At 67.3% G+C, this 13,956-nt stretch carries 12 protein-coding genes, 1 tRNA gene and 1 pseudogene; 10 read left to right on the top strand and 4 right to left on the bottom strand.

The features are described from left to right. The first annotated feature begins 197 nt into the window (after window positions 1–197). The 3 genes from KV397_RS08355 to KV397_RS08345 all read left to right on the top strand — a co-directional run bounded on the left by KV397_RS08355 (window position 198) and on the right by KV397_RS08345 (window position 2,846). The gene (locus tag KV397_RS08355) at window positions 198–905 is read left to right on the top strand and encodes an HNH endonuclease (protein ID WP_261812607.1); all 708 of its coding nucleotides are present in this window, start codon (window positions 198–200) and stop codon (window positions 903–905) included. Window positions 906–1,117: 212 nt separating this feature from the next. After that, on the top strand, window positions 1,118–1,729 hold the full coding sequence (locus KV397_RS08350; protein WP_261812606.1) for a hypothetical protein: 612 nt from the start codon (window positions 1,118–1,120) through the stop codon (window positions 1,727–1,729). After that, window positions 1,722–2,846 carry an XRE family transcriptional regulator gene (locus KV397_RS08345; RefSeq protein WP_261812605.1) on the top strand — a complete coding sequence of 375 codons (1,125 nt, stop codon included), beginning with the start codon at window positions 1,722–1,724 and terminating at the stop codon, window positions 2,844–2,846. The genes KV397_RS08350 and KV397_RS08345 overlap by 8 nt, the downstream gene beginning before the upstream one ends. A gap of 715 nt (window positions 2,847–3,561) precedes the next feature. Here the strand turns inward: KV397_RS08345 and KV397_RS08340 are convergent. Next, window positions 3,562–3,888, bottom strand: a pseudogene (locus tag KV397_RS08340) (Sir2 family NAD-dependent protein deacetylase); the annotation flags it as partial. Window positions 3,889–3,986: 98 nt separating this feature from the next. Between KV397_RS08340 and KV397_RS08335 the strand changes: the two are divergent. Next, complete coding sequence (locus KV397_RS08335; RefSeq protein WP_131491005.1) at window positions 3,987–4,787, top strand: TrmH family RNA methyltransferase; 801 nt, start codon at window positions 3,987–3,989, stop codon at window positions 4,785–4,787. Between the two features lie 3 nt (window positions 4,788–4,790). Here the strand turns inward: KV397_RS08335 and KV397_RS08330 are convergent, their stop codons facing one another. Beyond that, window positions 4,791–5,618: an SGNH/GDSL hydrolase family protein gene (locus KV397_RS08330; RefSeq protein WP_131491006.1), complete on the bottom strand. Its 828-nt coding sequence runs from the start codon at window positions 5,616–5,618 to the stop codon at window positions 4,791–4,793. A 149-nt stretch (window positions 5,619–5,767) separates the two neighbouring features. Here KV397_RS08330 and KV397_RS08325 point away from each other — a divergent pair, with 149 nt between their 5' ends. Both KV397_RS08325 and KV397_RS08320 read left to right on the top strand, forming a co-directional pair. Beyond that, the gene (locus tag KV397_RS08325) at window positions 5,768–7,510 is read left to right on the top strand and encodes a DEAD/DEAH box helicase (RefSeq protein WP_131491007.1); all 1,743 of its coding nucleotides are present in this window, start codon (window positions 5,768–5,770) and stop codon (window positions 7,508–7,510) included. A 155-nt stretch (window positions 7,511–7,665) separates the two neighbouring features. After that, window positions 7,666–8,763 (top strand): VIT1/CCC1 transporter family protein, encoded by a 1,098-nt coding sequence (locus KV397_RS08320; RefSeq protein ID WP_047519620.1) that lies wholly within the window; start codon window positions 7,666–7,668, stop codon window positions 8,761–8,763. A 189-nt stretch (window positions 8,764–8,952) separates the two neighbouring features. Here the strand turns inward: KV397_RS08320 and KV397_RS08315 are convergent. Next, window positions 8,953–9,035, bottom strand: a tRNA-Leu gene (locus KV397_RS08315). A 111-nt stretch (window positions 9,036–9,146) separates the two neighbouring features. Here KV397_RS08315 and KV397_RS08310 point away from each other — a divergent pair. Further along, on the top strand, window positions 9,147–10,442 hold the full coding sequence (locus KV397_RS08310) for a M20/M25/M40 family metallo-hydrolase (protein ID WP_261812604.1): 1,296 nt from the start codon (window positions 9,147–9,149) through the stop codon (window positions 10,440–10,442). 42 nt (window positions 10,443–10,484) lie between these two features. Then, window positions 10,485–11,309 (top strand): undecaprenyl-diphosphate phosphatase, encoded by an 825-nt coding sequence (locus KV397_RS08305; RefSeq protein WP_047519616.1) that lies wholly within the window; start codon window positions 10,485–10,487, stop codon window positions 11,307–11,309. A gap of 7 nt (window positions 11,310–11,316) precedes the next feature. Here KV397_RS08305 and KV397_RS08300 read toward each other — a convergent pair whose 3' ends face one another. Further along, window positions 11,317–12,165: a PAC2 family protein gene (locus KV397_RS08300; RefSeq protein ID WP_261812603.1), complete on the bottom strand. Its 849-nt coding sequence runs from the start codon at window positions 12,163–12,165 to the stop codon at window positions 11,317–11,319. 90 nt (window positions 12,166–12,255) lie between these two features. Between KV397_RS08300 and KV397_RS08295 the strand changes: the two genes are divergently transcribed. Then, window positions 12,256–12,939, top strand: a complete 684-nt coding sequence (locus KV397_RS08295; protein ID WP_256536394.1) for an HAD family hydrolase — start codon at window positions 12,256–12,258, stop codon at window positions 12,937–12,939. Next, window positions 12,936–13,955, top strand: a complete 1,020-nt coding sequence (locus KV397_RS08290) for a tRNA (adenine-N1)-methyltransferase (RefSeq protein WP_261812602.1) — start codon at window positions 12,936–12,938, stop codon at window positions 13,953–13,955. Before KV397_RS08295 ends, KV397_RS08290 begins: the two co-directional genes overlap by 4 nt. Window position 13,956 lies beyond the last annotated feature (1 nt).

Here is a 13,956-nt window from a genome sequence, read left to right as displayed (position 1 = left end):
GAAGAATTCGAGCGACTCTTCGCCGACGGGGCAAGCAGCCAGGCCCGAGCCCTCGCGTTGAGAATGAGCCGAGAGTCCGACTAGGAATGCGCACAGTAGATTGGCCCTCGACGGACGAACCTGAGCTCTACGATCTTCTGTCGCAACGCCGCAATCGCGCTGGAAAGGCCATGCTCGAGGCAGCGCGACGAGATGTGATGGAGGCGTACGACATCTACGTCGACGGCGAGGTGTGGAAACTTGATTCGTCGTTCGGGGACAAGCCGGTCGCGGACGTGCTTCGGTCCAATTACGGGGTCCTGCGGTCTGGCGCGCTCAAGGAGATAGGGGCGGAACTCCTGGCGCGCAGCAGTCTTTGCTGTCTTTGCGCCCTACGGGATTCGAGTGAACTCGATCACTACTTGCCGCAGGAGGACTTCCCCGAGTTTGCGGCCCTCAGCTTGAACCTCGTCCCTGCCTGCTCAGTGTGCAACAACAAGAAACGACGGGACTTTCGCAACGAGAGGGGCGAGCAGACCTTCATTCATGCCTATCTCGATGACCTCCCGGACTCGCTTCCCTTCCTCCGAGCTTCACTCAGTGATGCGCCAACGGTGACCCCGTCGTTTCACGTGGTCCAACCCGCAGGAATGTCGGCATCGCAGTTCACCGTCATTGCGCAACAGTTCGAGCTGTTCGAACTGGACGCCGCCTACTCGGGGGCGTCGGTTGAGCTCCTTCTTGAGCGCCGCGAAGCTCTTGAAGAGTACTTCGGCGATGGTGGGGCGGCCGACGTGATGAAGTACTTGGACCGCGATGCAAGAAGCGCGGCGCGGCGTGTAGGCGTGAACCACTGGCGACCCACGATCCTCGCCGCGGCCGCAGCATCGCCCGACTTCTGCTCCGGCGGATTCAGATACCTCTAGACGCGCTTCATGCTGACCCGCGCCGACGAATGGGACACGCCGGAACTCCAGTAAAGCAATTACGCGCGTTCCGTGTGCGATACTAAAGTATATCCGGCGGGTAACTGCGCGCACCGGAGTTTGACTTTCTGGAGGTCGCGATGGTCCCGAGTTCTCCCTTCGAAGCGTTTGGTGCTCATTCTGAAGGCGCGCGTGATCTGGTTGTCGAGGTCGTGCAGGCGCGTCATGCGCTGGCGGCGGATGCGCACCAGGCGGCGGCGACGCGGTACGCGATCGGCTTCGGTGGGCAGTGGCGGGATCTCCAGGAGGACACGGTCGACGCGTTCAAGGAGCGTGGCTATCTGCCGTACAAGCTCAAGCCCGCGGGTTACCGGCTGCCGATCGTCAACGGGTGCTTGCTGTTCGTCTGGCGGGTACCGGCGACGCCGGACGCTGTGGGCGGGTTCGCGTCGAGCAAGACGCGCATGAACGGGTTCTTCGCGCAGGAGCCGGTGGGGCTGTTCGGCACCAGCTTCGTCGAGGGTGGCGACGATGTCCGCAATGCGAGCGAGCAGGCGGAATTCGAACGTGCTGTGCGCGCGGCGGGCGAGGTCATGTCCGTGGTGCTCGTCATGGTCCACTCCACTCCGCGTCAGCTCACCTCGATTGAGTGGGCCGTCGCCGAGTACGTCGACGGCACGGTGCGCCCTCTCGGCATGGAGACCATCTGGGAGCACCCGGCCGAGAGCGGCGACGCGACCGCCGACGTCGAGTCGTTCGACAGCGGCACTCCGATCGTGCCTTCGCTCGAGTTGCAGAAGCAGGGACGGTCGTTGGATGCGTGACAAGTACCCTGGGCTGTTCGATCTCCCAGGCTCCTCGGATGGCCAGGGGAGGTTCGAGCCTGCGCGGCTGACGCAGGCTCGCGTGCGCCAGAGCCTGAGCAAGACGGAGCTCGCGGCAGCGGTCGGGGTCTCGGCTGCAGCGATCGGTCAGTACGAGGCGGGGGTGAACTCTCCTCGTGCCGATGTGGTCGAGCGGATCGCGACGACGTTGAAGGTGCGTCCCGGGTTCTTCACCGTGGGCAGGCCGCTCGCGCGCATCGACACCGTGCACGCGCATTTCCGGAGCCTGCGCTCGGCGCGGGTCAGCGACCGCCAGCGAGCGCTCTCGACCGCAACGCTGGTGTGGGAGTTGACTTTCGCGCTAGAGCGGTACGTCAAGCTCCCGGAGGCGGATCTTCCGAAGTTGCTGTCTGGGACGAGCCCGGGTGAAGCGGCTGCGTCGCTGCGTCGGCACTGGGGTCTGCCGGATGGGCCGGTGCGGCATTTGGTCGCCACCGCGGAGTCGCGGGGGATCGTCGTGGTCGTGCGCCCGCTGGGGGAGGTCGATGCGGTGGACGCGTTCTCGTCTGTGATCCTGGACCGACCGATCGTGGTCACGACGCCGCGCCGCAGCGAGAATGTTTTCCGGCACAGGTTCTCGATCGCCCACGAGATCGGCCACCTGCTGCTCCACGCCGAGTCGGGGGAGCAGAGCACCGCCATCGAGCGGGAGGCCGATGAGTTCGCGGCGGCGTTCCTCACACCGGCGGCATCGATGGACGCTGCCCTTCCGCAGCGTCTCGACCTCGCGGCCCTCGATCGACTCGGGCGGACCTGGGGGGTCTCGCCGCACTCGCTCGTTCGGCGGATGGTGGAGCGTGGCCGGACCACCGACTCCTCGGCACGACGCGCCTATCAGCGCCTCGCCAAGGTCGACGATCCGTCCGCGGACCCGACGAGCGCATACCCGGGGGAGATGCCGACACTGCTGCGCAAGGCGGCGGAGTTCGCCGCTGAGCAGGGGGCGACGGTGCCCGCGCTCGCTGAGATCTTGCGGCTGGCGCCTGCCCAGGTCCGTGACCTGCTCGGCGAGCCCGATCAGCGCCCAGTGCTGCGCCTCGTTGGCGATGAGGGCTGAGGCGCGGGTGAGCAGTTATTTGGCTGGTCATCTTTTCGTGCGCTATCCGCGGCGAGCCTCGCAACCTCAGTGAGTAGACGTTGATGGTGCGCGTCAACTCGCGTTCGATCCACTGGATGCTCGGCGAGAAATTCGGGCAGGTTCAACGGCATTTCAGGCTCCATGCAGATCCGGGTGGCGCACCGCGACAAGAGCGTCGGGCGACGACAAGCTTCGCTAGGTCGGCAAGGCCTGAGCAATATCCTCCTCGATACTTCTTCGTGCGCGCCGTCCCGAGCATGGCACCACACGCACGACGACGCGAATCTCCGCAGCCCGTCGTTGAAGGCGCTCGAATTGTTCTACGCGAACTCAAGTGACGACATCTGCAGTGACATCCCTGTCGAGGTCGGCGACGCCGTGTTGGCAAGAACGTACTTCGCGGTCCTCCCACGTGAGACGGCCAAGGGCGCGCCGGCATCAACACCGCGGAATTACCCGGGCGCGTCAAGAGTGTTGCCTAGGCGCCGAACCTGCCCGCTGGTTCCATGAGCCCGAATCCCTGAGGCGTCCTCGACAGGATCGGTGATGCGAGCTCAACAGATCGACACGGCGAGCACGCCGATACCGAGGAGCATCAGCGCGATGTAGAACGGCGCGATCGACAAGGACGTCCAGATCGCCCGCTCAGGCAGGTACTTTTCGACGAACGTCTTCCATCTCGACTTCGCCGGCGTATCCGCGAGCAGGTGACCCCGGACACTTTGCCGGCGGCTTCGAGTCGAGCAAGAGCTGTGTGCCCGGGGTTGGGGGCGGCACTGGCGAAGGCACGCCAGCCCAGATGCCCGCCCACCCAGTAGCGTCGCCGCGCCGCTTCGTCGCCGAGATAGGTCTGGATCGTCATCGGGTCGCTGCGCGTTCGGGCTCCCTCGCCGCGGTAGGCGGGGATGCCCGAGTCCGTGGAGATGCCTGCTCCGGTCAAGAGGGCGATGCGCTTGCCGTGCAGCAGCTCTGCGGCGTAGGCGACGGTGGCCGACAGCTCGGCGGTGTTCGACACGCTCACGGGGACCTCCTCGAGCGAGTCTACGGTGTGGCGTCGACGGGGGATCGCGCGAGACGCCCCTTGCGCGCGTCGAGCGCGGCGGTGGCAGAGTGGGAGTCGTGCAACTGTTCCCGGTGACCGACGTCCACGATCCACGCCTCGACGACTACCGCGGGCTCACGGACACGGCTCTCAGAGCACTGAATGAACCGGCGGGCGGGCTGTACATCGCGGAATCGACGAAGGTCATCGCCCGGGCGATCGCCGCCGGACACCTTCCGCGCTCCGTCCTGGTGCAGGAGCGCCGGGTGGAGGACATCCGTGCGATCGTCGGTGCCTTCGACGTGCCGGTGTACGTCGTCCCCGACGAGGTCGCCGAGGCCGTCACCGGCTTCGCCGTGCATCGCGGGACGATCGCGTCGATGCACCGCCCGGAGCTGCCGTCCGTTCGCACGGTGCTGGAAGGGGCGACGCTCGTCCTCATCCTGGAGAACATCGGCGATCACACGAACGTGGGGGCGGCCTTCCGGGCGGCGGCCGGACTGGGCGCCGATGCCGTCCTGGTGTCGCCGGGTGGCGCGGATCCGCTGTACCGGCGGAGCGTCCGAGTCAGCATGGGAACGGTGTTCCAGGTGCCGTGGACACGCATCGTCGACTGGGGCTCCGCGGTCGAGGACCTCCACGCCGCCGGGTTCGACATCGCCGCGCTCGCCTTGCGCGATGATGCCGTGTCGCTCGATGCGTACGCAGCCGCACGGCCGGAGCGCGTCGCACTCGTGATGGGCTCCGAGGGGGACGGTCTCTCCCGGACGGCGCTCGACGCGGCCGATCACATCGTCACGATCCCGATGAGCGGGGGAGTGGACTCGCTGAACGTGGCATCGGCGGCCGCGGTCGCGCTCTGGGCGATGCAGCGCTGAAGCTCAGTCCCTTTCGGGCAGCACGACCGGCGAGGGCTCGGGCCGCTTGGCGGCGATGTTGTCGCCGGATGACTGGTGCCGCAGCCGACGGAGCACCCACGGGACCAGATGCTCCCGTGCCCAGCCGAGGTCTTCCGACCGCGCCTCCCGCCAGGTCCGCAGCGGGAAGGGCTCGGGCTGCATGGACTCGAGATCGTTCGGGACGTTGAGGGCGCGCAGCACCATCCGGGCGACTTCGTGGTGGCCGAGTGCGTTGTAGTGGAGGCGGTCGTCGTCGAAGAAGCGCATGTCCTGCACGACCTTGAGCGCCCACTGGTCGGCGACGATGCAGTCGTGGCGCTCGGCGATCGCACGGACGTTCTCGTTGTAGATCGCGACCTTCCCTCGGAAGGCGCGGAACACCGGCGTGAAGCCGGTGTCGATACCGGTGAAGAGCAGCACTGCCGCCCCCGTCGAAGCGAGGCGGGCGACGGCGTCGTCGAGTTGGCTGGCGATCGCATCCGGATCGGTGCCCGGGCGGATCACGTCGTTGCCGCCGGCGCAGATGGACACGAGGTCCGGGCGCAGCGCCACCGCGGGCTCGACTTGGTCGGCGACGATCTGCGCGATCAGCTTGCCGCGCACCGCGAGGTTCGCATAGGCGAAGTCGTCCACCTGCGCGGCGAGGACTTCGGCGACGCGGTCAGCCCAGCCGCGGTGGCTTCCCGGATGTGCCGGATCGGGGTCGCCGATCCCCTCGGTGAACGAGTCGCCGAGTGCCACGAACCGGCGCCACGGATGCGCCGTCTCGTTGGGTACATAGGGGGTCCGAGTCGAATCCTGGTCGGTCATCCAGCTCTCCTTCGCGAACGTTCCGCGGAGCGGCGGTGGCCGCAGCGCCGTGACAGATCCTACCCCGAGGGACCCACTGATGGGCGGGGCGCGCGCGGGGGAGTGCGGCGAGTGACGCAGTGTCGTCGGCAACGATTATCGTGGAGTCGATGCTCTCTCCGTCCTTTCCTCAGCGTGCCCCATGGGGAACCGCGAGCAAGCTGCGTGCCTGGCAGCAGGAAGCGCTGGACCAGTACTTCCGCGACGACCAACGGGACTTCCTCGTCGCGGCCACACCCGGTGCCGGCAAGACCACCTTCGCCTTGACTCTCGCGGTCGAGCTGATGCGCACGGGCGAGGTCAATCGGATCATCGTCGTCGCGCCGACGGAACACCTCAAGACGCAGTGGGCGGATGCCGCGTCGCGGGTGCACATCCGCCTCGATCCTCGGTTCCGCAACAGCGACTGGGCACCGGCGCGGCACTATCACGGTGCCGTCGTGACCTACGCGCAGGTCGCGGCGAAGTCCTCCGTGCATCGGCATCTGACGGAAGACGCGAAGACCCTCGTGATCCTCGACGAGGTGCATCACGGCGGGGATGCGTTGAGCTGGGGAGACGCCATCCGCGATGCGTACGGCCCCGCGAAGCGGCGTCTGCTGTTGTCGGGGACCCCGTTCCGAAGCGATACGGCACCGATCCCGTTCGTCGAGTACCACCCCGACGAGTCCGGTGCGCGCGTCTCACGCACCGACTACAACTACGGCTACGGGCGGGCGTTGGCGGACGGCGTCGTGCGGCCGGTGCTGTTCCACATGTATGCCGGAAAGATGCGCTGGCGCACGACCACGGGCGACGAGCTCGAGACGCATCTCGGTCAGGACAACACGAAGGACGTGACGTCGCAGGCCTGGCGCACGGCACTCGATCCCGAGGGCGACTGGATGCCCGCGGTGCTGTCCGCAGCGGACCGACGCCTCACCGAGATCCGCCACCACGTTCCCGATGCCGGCGGGCTCGTCCTCGCCACGGATCAGACGGTCGCGCGCGCCTACGCGAAGATCCTCCACAGCATCACACGTCAACAGCCGACGATCGTGCTCTCCGACGACGCCACGGCCTCCGAACGCATCGAGAAGTTCAGCGCGAGCACGGACCGGTGGATGGTCGCCGTGCGCATGGTCTCGGAAGGCGTCGATGTGCCGCGGCTCGCTGTCGGCGTGTACGCCACCTCCTCCTCGACGCCTCTGTTCTTCGCGCAGGCCATCGGTCGGTTCGTGCGAGCCCGCCGTCGCGGTGAGGCCGCCAGTGTGTTCCTGCCGCAGGTGCCTGTGCTCATGGGCCTGGCGAACGAGATGGACAAACAGCGCGATCACGCGCTCGACCGTCAGTCGAAAGAGGAAGACGGTCTCGATGATTCGTTGCTCGAGAGTGCGAACCGGGAAGAGGAGACGTCTGACGCGCTGACACAGGAGTTCAGCTATCAGGCGCTCTCCTCGGTCGCCCACTTCGATCGGGTCGTGTTCGAGGGCCAGGAGTTCGGTCAGCTGGCCGAGCCGGGTACGCCGGAGGAAGAGGAGTTCATCGGATTCCCCGGGCTCCTCGAACCCGAGCACGTGCATGAGCTGCTCATGCAGCGACAATCGCGGCAATCCCGGTTGCGGGAGGCTCGGGAGGCCTCCGCGGGCCCCGCCGAGACGACGACGCTGCCCCCGCCGCTTCACCGCACGCTGAAGGAGCAGCGACAGCTGTTGAACAGCCTCGTCGGCCTGTACGCCCGGCAGAAGGGCGAACCGCACGGCGCGGTCCATGCCGAACTTCGGCGGATCTGCGGCGGCCCCGCGGTCGCACAAGCCACGGTGACGCAACTGCAGTCGCGCATCGAGGTCCTGCGCAAGCGCGTGCGCTCCTGAGCTGAGCGATCGGTGCGTGTCGGACGCGACCTCGTGCCGCCCGATTCGGATCCCCGAAATGCTGTCAATCCGCGTCTGAGCGAGGTGTCGGCGGGGCGGTCCGGATAGCGTGGAACGGTTGCCCGCGCCCGGGCATTGCCCGTTCTGGAGGATCCATGACAGCGCCCGCTGCCGACACCCCGACCCCCGCCGACCGTCGGCGCTGGGCCCGCTATCTCGTCGAGGAGCGCGCTGAGGGCTCCGTCTACCAGAAGCTCGCAGCCCGACGCACGGGGGAGGAGCGGGAGATCCTGCTCAGCCTCGCTGATGCGGAACGTCGACACGAGCAGCACTGGCTCGATCTGCTCGGAGCGGAGCCCGAGAAGCTCCCCCGGGCGGGTGTCCGGTCGAGGATGCTCGGCTGGATGGCCGGTCGGTTCGGATCGATCTTCGTGCTGGCCCTCGCGCAGAACGCCGAAGCGCGTTCGCCGTATGACTCCGAGCAGTATGCGACCCCGGCGATGCGTGCCGACGAGAAGGTCCACTATGAGGTCGTCCGTGGGCTCGCGGCTCGAGGCCGACGGCGCCTCTCCGGCTCGTTTCGCGCTGCCGTATTCGGTGCCAACGACGGCCTCGTGAGCAATCTCGCTCTCGTGCTCGGCATCGGTGCGACCGGGGTCAGCTCGGGGTTCGTCCTGTTCAGCGGCATCGCCGGCCTCCTCGCCGGCGCCCTGTCGATGGGCGCGGGAGAGTTCGTGTCCGTGCGGTCGCAGCGCGAGTTGCTCGCAGCCACCGCCGCCAACGACGATGCCACGGCGTCCGCGGGAGACCTCGACATCGACGAGAACGAACTGGCGCTCGTCTATCGCGCGCGCGGCATGGAACAGGAGGAGTCGCTGGCTCGCGCTCGGCGTATCGTCACCGCCGCGCAGGCCGGGGTACGCGGAGCCGCGACCGGTCCGATCAACGCCCAGCGCGCGGACGACCATGAGATCGTCGGCAGCGATTGGACTGCGGCGGTCTCGAGCTTCCTGCTGTTCGCCTCCGGCGCGATCATCCCCGTGCTGCCGTGGATCTTCGGGCTGGAAGGAACCAACGCGATCGTCGTCGCACTGGTGCTGGTCGGCATCGCGCTGCTGAGCACCGGCGCCATGGTCGGGGTGCTCTCGGGCGGACCGCCCTTGCGGCGCGCACTCCGTCAGCTCGCGATCGGCTTCGGAGCGGCAGCGATCACCTATGTGCTCGGCGTGCTCTTCGGCGTCGGGGCAGTCTGACCGATCCAGGCGAGGAGATCGTGATCGTCAGAGCGCCGTCCTCGTCATGGATGATGCCCGGGGTGCGGTCTCCGATGGAGTATCCCGCGATCGGATGGCCGACCAGGTAGCGACCACGATCGAACCGGAACAGGAACGAAGAAGCCCCGGAGCATTCCTGGCGAACCAGTCATGCTCCGGGGCTGTCTGTGCGCGGAGGGGGACTTGAACCCCCACGCCCTTACGGGCACTACGACCTCAACGTAGCGCGTCTACCATTCCGCCACCCGCGCAGGTGTTGGATGATCGTTGCCGACCGAAGAATGACATTACCACGTCCTCAGCGGGCACTCGAACCGAACCATACGCCCGGGCGTGGCGCGTGGTTTCGATAGCCTGGAGCCATGACCGATCCGTCTCTCCCGGAGGTCGCGCGCGTCGCGAGCGACCTGATCCGCTTCGACACATCCAACTTCGGCGGAGGGAACGCGAAGGGCGAACGCGAGGCCGCGGAGTACGTCGGGGCCTACCTGGAAGCGTTGGGGCTCGAGGTCGAGTACTACGAACCCGTTGCGCGGCGCACCAACGTGATGGCGCGGGTGCCCGGGCGCGACCGCGACAAGCCTGCACTGGTCGTTCATGGGCACCTCGACGTCGTGCCGGCCATGGCCGAGGACTGGAGTGTTGACCCCTTCGCCGGCATCGTGCAGGACGGCATGCTGTGGGGGCGCGGCGCCGTCGACATGAAGAACATGAACGCGATGATCCTCACCGCAGTCGCCGACATCCTCCGCGCCGGAGAGCGCCCGGAGCGCGATCTGGTGCTGGCCTTCTTCGCTGACGAAGAGAACGGCGGTGTCGAAGGGTCGACGCTCGTCGTGCAGAACCGACCCGAGTGGTTCGCCGGGGCGACGGCGGCGATCAGCGAAGTCGGTGGCTACTCGATCACGGTGGACGACCGTCGGGCGTACCTGCTGCAAGTCGGCGAGAAGGCCCTGATCTGGATCCGTCTGGTCGCGAAGGGTCGCGCGGGACACGGGAGTCGCCTGCACGACGACAACGCGGTCACGAAGCTCGCCGAAGCGGTGGCGGCGATCGGTCGCACCCGGTGGCCGATCCGCCTGACGCCGACCACGACGGCGCTGCTCGAAGGGCTCAGCGCGCTGAGCGGACGCAGCGTGGACGACCCCGACGCCCTCGCGGAAGCCGCGGGACCTGCCGAGGCGTTCCTGCGTTCCTCGTTCCGGACCACCACGAACCCCACGGTCCTCAGCGCGGGATACAAGCACAACGTGATTCCCGAGCGCGCGGAGGCGCTCATCGATGTCCGCGTGATCCCCGGGACCGAGGACGACGTGCTCGCCGAGCTCCAGAGCATCGTGGGGGACGACATCGAGATCGAGACGGTCGTGCAAGATATCGGCATGGAGACGCCATTCGAAGGCGAGCTGGTCGAGGCGATGGTCGCGAGCATCGGGCGTCACGACCCGGGCATCCCGGTGATCCCTTACCTCCTCGGTGCGGGCACCGACAACAAGGCGCTGGCCTACCTCGGGATCACGGGGTATGGATTCGCACCGCTGAAGCTCCCCGCCGATCTCGACTTCACAGGGATGTTCCACGGAGTCGATGAACGAGTGCCCGTAGAATCGCTTGTCTTCGGCCAGCGTGTGCTGGCCGATCTGCTGCGCACGTACTGAGCGCCGGCCGCTCCGTGCCGCGATAACACCGAAAGCCCCTCCATGCACCTGTTCGAAGCACTGATCCTGGGCATCGTCCAGGGACTCACCGAGTTCCTCCCGATCTCCTCCAGCGCCCACCTCCGTATCCTCGGAACCTTCCTTCCGTCAGGGGAAGACCCGGGCGCGGCCTTCACCGCCATCACCCAGATCGGCACCGAGGCGGCTGTCGTCGTGTTCTTCTGGCGCGATATCGTCCGCATCATCACGCAGTGGTTCCGATCCCTCGTCGGCAAGGCCCCGCGCAACGATCCGGATGCCCGCATGGGGTGGATGATCATCATCGGCAGCATCCCGATCGTCGTCCTGGGTCTGCTCTTCCAGGACCAGATCGAAACCGTCCTGCGGTCGATGTGGATCGTCGCGATCATGCTCATCGTTTTCGGAATCCTGCTCGGCGTCGCCGACCACGTCGGTGCGAAGCGTCGTAAGCTCAACGACCTGACCTACCCCCACGGCGTCGCCTTCGGATTCGCTCAGGCATTGGCGCTGATCCCCGGGGTGTCCCGCTCGGGTGGCACCATCACCATGGGGCTGTTCCTGGGCTACGAGCGCGCTGCCGCCGCTCGCTATGCCTTCCTTCTGGCGATTCCCGCGGTCTTCGGCAGCGGTTTCTACCAGGTCTTCAAGAGCTGGGACGAGCCGTCGTTCTTCTCGTTCGGGGACACTCTCGCGGCCACCGGCATCGCTTTCGTGGTCGCACTCGGGGTGATTGCGTTCTTCATGAGCTGGATCTCTAAGCGCAGCTTCCTGCCGTTCGTGATCTACCGGATCCTGCTGGGCACGGTACTGCTCGTGCTGCTCGGGACCGGCGTGATCGCGGCCTGATCCGGCGTCAGCGCTTGCGGTCGCCCGGTCCGTCGTCGCGGCGACGGAGGTAGCGCTCGAAAGCCTGCGCGATCGCGTCGCCGGAGGCTTCGGGGGAGTCCCAGGTGTCTCGGGTGCGCTCGAGCTGGCGGATGTACTCGGCCATGTCCTCGTCATCGGCCGCTGCCGCATCGATCGAGGCTTCCCAGGCGGCGGCCTCGGTGCGGAGCGCCTGGCGGTCGACGTCGACGCCCGTGAGCTCCTCCAGCCGATCCAGGAGAGCGAGCGTCACCTTCGGTGAAGGCGTCGCCGAGGCAACGTAGTGGGGGACGCTGGCCCAGAGGCTCGCCGTGGGGATTCCCGCGTTCTCGGCGAAGTGCTCGAACACGGTGAGGATCCCGACCGGTCCCTCATAGAGCGAGCGTTCGAGTCCATGCGCCTCACGGAGCTGCTCGTTCTGACTGGACGCGAAGATCGAGATCGGCCGGGTATGCGGAACATCCGAGAGCATCGCACCGAGGGTGACGAATCCCGTGATGTCGTCGCGCAGAGCGACGTCGATGAACTCCGAGGCGAACGCCTGCCAGGTACGTGCCGGTTCGGCTCCCGTGAGCAGCCAGAACTCCGGGCCGGGCGCGGGGTTCCGTGGGCGCCAGAGCCCGGCTTCCGGCCAGGTGAGCTGGCGGCGGCCCTCGGCATCCATGCGAGTCGACGGTCGCGTGTACTGGTAGTCGAAGTAGAGCTCGGGGTCGACCGAGTGCACGAGGTCGTACTCCGTCGATGTGCGCAGTGCCTCTATCGCAGCGCTTGCGGCTTCACCCGCATCGTTCCAGCCGTCGAAGGCGGCGATGACGATGCGCGGACCGAGAACATCCATCGAGGGCTCCCTTCGAGTTCGCAGATGTGATCCTTCCAGGCTAGTCCGCGACGGCGGGATGCGGGTGGCACCCCGGCTAGCATGGGTTCGGTGAGCAGAAAGCCCAGCGCAGTCCTGTGGGACATGGACGGAACACTCGTCGACACCGAACCGTATTGGATGGCCGCCGAGACGGCGCTGGTCGAGTCCTTCGGCGGATCATGGAGCCACGAAGACGCATTGCGACTCGTCGGCAGCGGTCTGATCGACAGCGCCGTGATCCTGCAGAACGCGGGTGTGGCGATGGAAGCCGAGGCGATCGTCTCGCACCTGACCGACGTCGTGCAGCAGTCGCTTCGCACTCAGGGTGTCCCGTTCCGGCCTGGCGCGCGCGAACTGCTCCGTGATCTCCGGGACGCGGGAATCCCCACCGGTCTGGTGACCATGTCTCTGCGCCGAATGGCACTGGACGTCGTGGAACTGATCGACTTCGAGGCGTTCGACATCGTCGTCGCCGGTGATGACGTGGAGAACCCGAAACCGCATCCGGAGCCGTATCTGCAGGGGGCGGCACTCCTGGACGTCGACATCGCCGAGGCCATCGTCATCGAAGACTCGCCCACCGGGGTGCGAGCGGGGCTTGCCTCGGGCGCAGTGACGCTGGCGGTGCCGCACATCGTGCCGCTGGACGGACTCGGTGCGCACGATCTGTGGGCGACACTCGCCGGACGTGGCGCCGACGATCTCACCGACCTGTTCGACAGCCACAGCGCCGCGACGGGAGCGATCCGATGACCGATACCGCCGCGCCGCGGCCGAGCGGCCCGTTCCGCGCGGGCGATCGTGTCCAGCTCACGGGACCCAAGGGACGCCTGCACACCGTGACGCTCCGCGAGGACGGAGAGCTCCACACGCATCAGGGTGTTCTGCGCCACCGTGACCTGATCGGGCTTCCGGACGGTTCCGTCGTGGCGAACAGCTCCGGGCACGACTATCTGGCGCTCCGGCCTCTGCTGCGTGACTTCGCGATGTCGATGCCGCGCGGCGCGGCGATCGTGTACCCGAAGGACGCCGCCCAGATCGTCATGCAAGCGGACATCTTCCCTGGGGCGACCGTGGTCGAAGCAGGTGTCGGTTCCGGTGCGCTGTCGTTGTCGCTGCTGCGCGCGGTGGGTCCGGCAGGGAAACTGATCTCGTTCGAGCGCCGCGAGGACTTCGCCGATGTCGCGCGCGCGAACGTCGAGACCTTCTTCGGTGAGAACCCGGACACCTGGCGTGTCGTCGTGGGAGACCTCGTCGAAGCCCTGCCGACCGAGGTGCCGGCGGCATCCGTCGACCGCGTCGTGCTCGACATGCTCGCGCCGTGGGAGTGCATGGACGCCGTCGCCGACGCGCTCACCCCGGGTGGAGTGGTCCTCTGCTACGTGGCGACGGCGACGCAGCTCTCGCGAGTCGCGGAGTACATCAGGGGCACCGGGCTCTTCACCGACCCGGACGCGTCGGAGACGATGGTCCGCGGATGGCACGTCGAGGGACTCGCGGTGCGCCCCGACCACCGGATGGTCGCCCACACCGGCTTCCTCCTCACCGCGCGCCGACTCGCCCCGGGAGCGATCGCTCCTTCGGTCAAGCGCCGTGCGTCCAAGAGCAGCTACGGCGACGAGGACGTGGAGGCCTGGACGCCGGGAGCCGTCGGCGACCGCGAGATCAGCGACAAGAATCTGCGCAAGCGCGCGCGGGAGGCCAAGAAGGCGGCAGAGGGGGCGCGCCTGGCGGCCGCTTCGCGCGATTCCTCGCACCCGACGGAATAGA

The organism is Microbacterium aurugineum (assembly GCF_023101205.1).
Classification (GTDB): Bacteria; Actinomycetota; Actinomycetes; order Actinomycetales; family Microbacteriaceae; genus Microbacterium; species Microbacterium aurugineum.
The sequence above is the reverse complement of the archived record's forward strand: the minus strand, read 5'-3'. Positions and strand labels throughout refer to the sequence as shown.

Excerpts from the sequence above, each read along its gene's own strand:
- KV397_RS08355 (WP_261812607.1), top strand. The coding sequence starts at position 198 with ATGGAGGCGTACGACATCTACGTCGACGGCGAGGTGTGGAAACTTGAT.
- KV397_RS08345 (WP_261812605.1), top strand. The coding sequence starts at position 1,722 with ATGCGTGACAAGTACCCTGGGCTGTTCGATCTCCCAGGCTCCTCGGAT.
- KV397_RS08330 (WP_131491006.1), bottom strand. The coding sequence starts at position 5,618 with ATGACCGACCAGGATTCGACTCGGACCCCCTATGTACCCAACGAGACG.
- KV397_RS08325 (WP_131491007.1), top strand. The coding sequence starts at position 5,768 with ATGCTCTCTCCGTCCTTTCCTCAGCGTGCCCCATGGGGAACCGCGAGC.
- KV397_RS08320 (WP_047519620.1), top strand. The coding sequence starts at position 7,666 with ATGACAGCGCCCGCTGCCGACACCCCGACCCCCGCCGACCGTCGGCGC.
- KV397_RS08310 (WP_261812604.1), top strand. The coding sequence starts at position 9,147 with ATGACCGATCCGTCTCTCCCGGAGGTCGCGCGCGTCGCGAGCGACCTG.
- KV397_RS08305 (WP_047519616.1), top strand. The coding sequence starts at position 10,485 with ATGCACCTGTTCGAAGCACTGATCCTGGGCATCGTCCAGGGACTCACC.
- KV397_RS08300 (WP_261812603.1), bottom strand. The coding sequence starts at position 12,165 with ATGGATGTTCTCGGTCCGCGCATCGTCATCGCCGCCTTCGACGGCTGG.
- KV397_RS08290 (WP_261812602.1), top strand. The coding sequence starts at position 12,936 with ATGACCGATACCGCCGCGCCGCGGCCGAGCGGCCCGTTCCGCGCGGGC.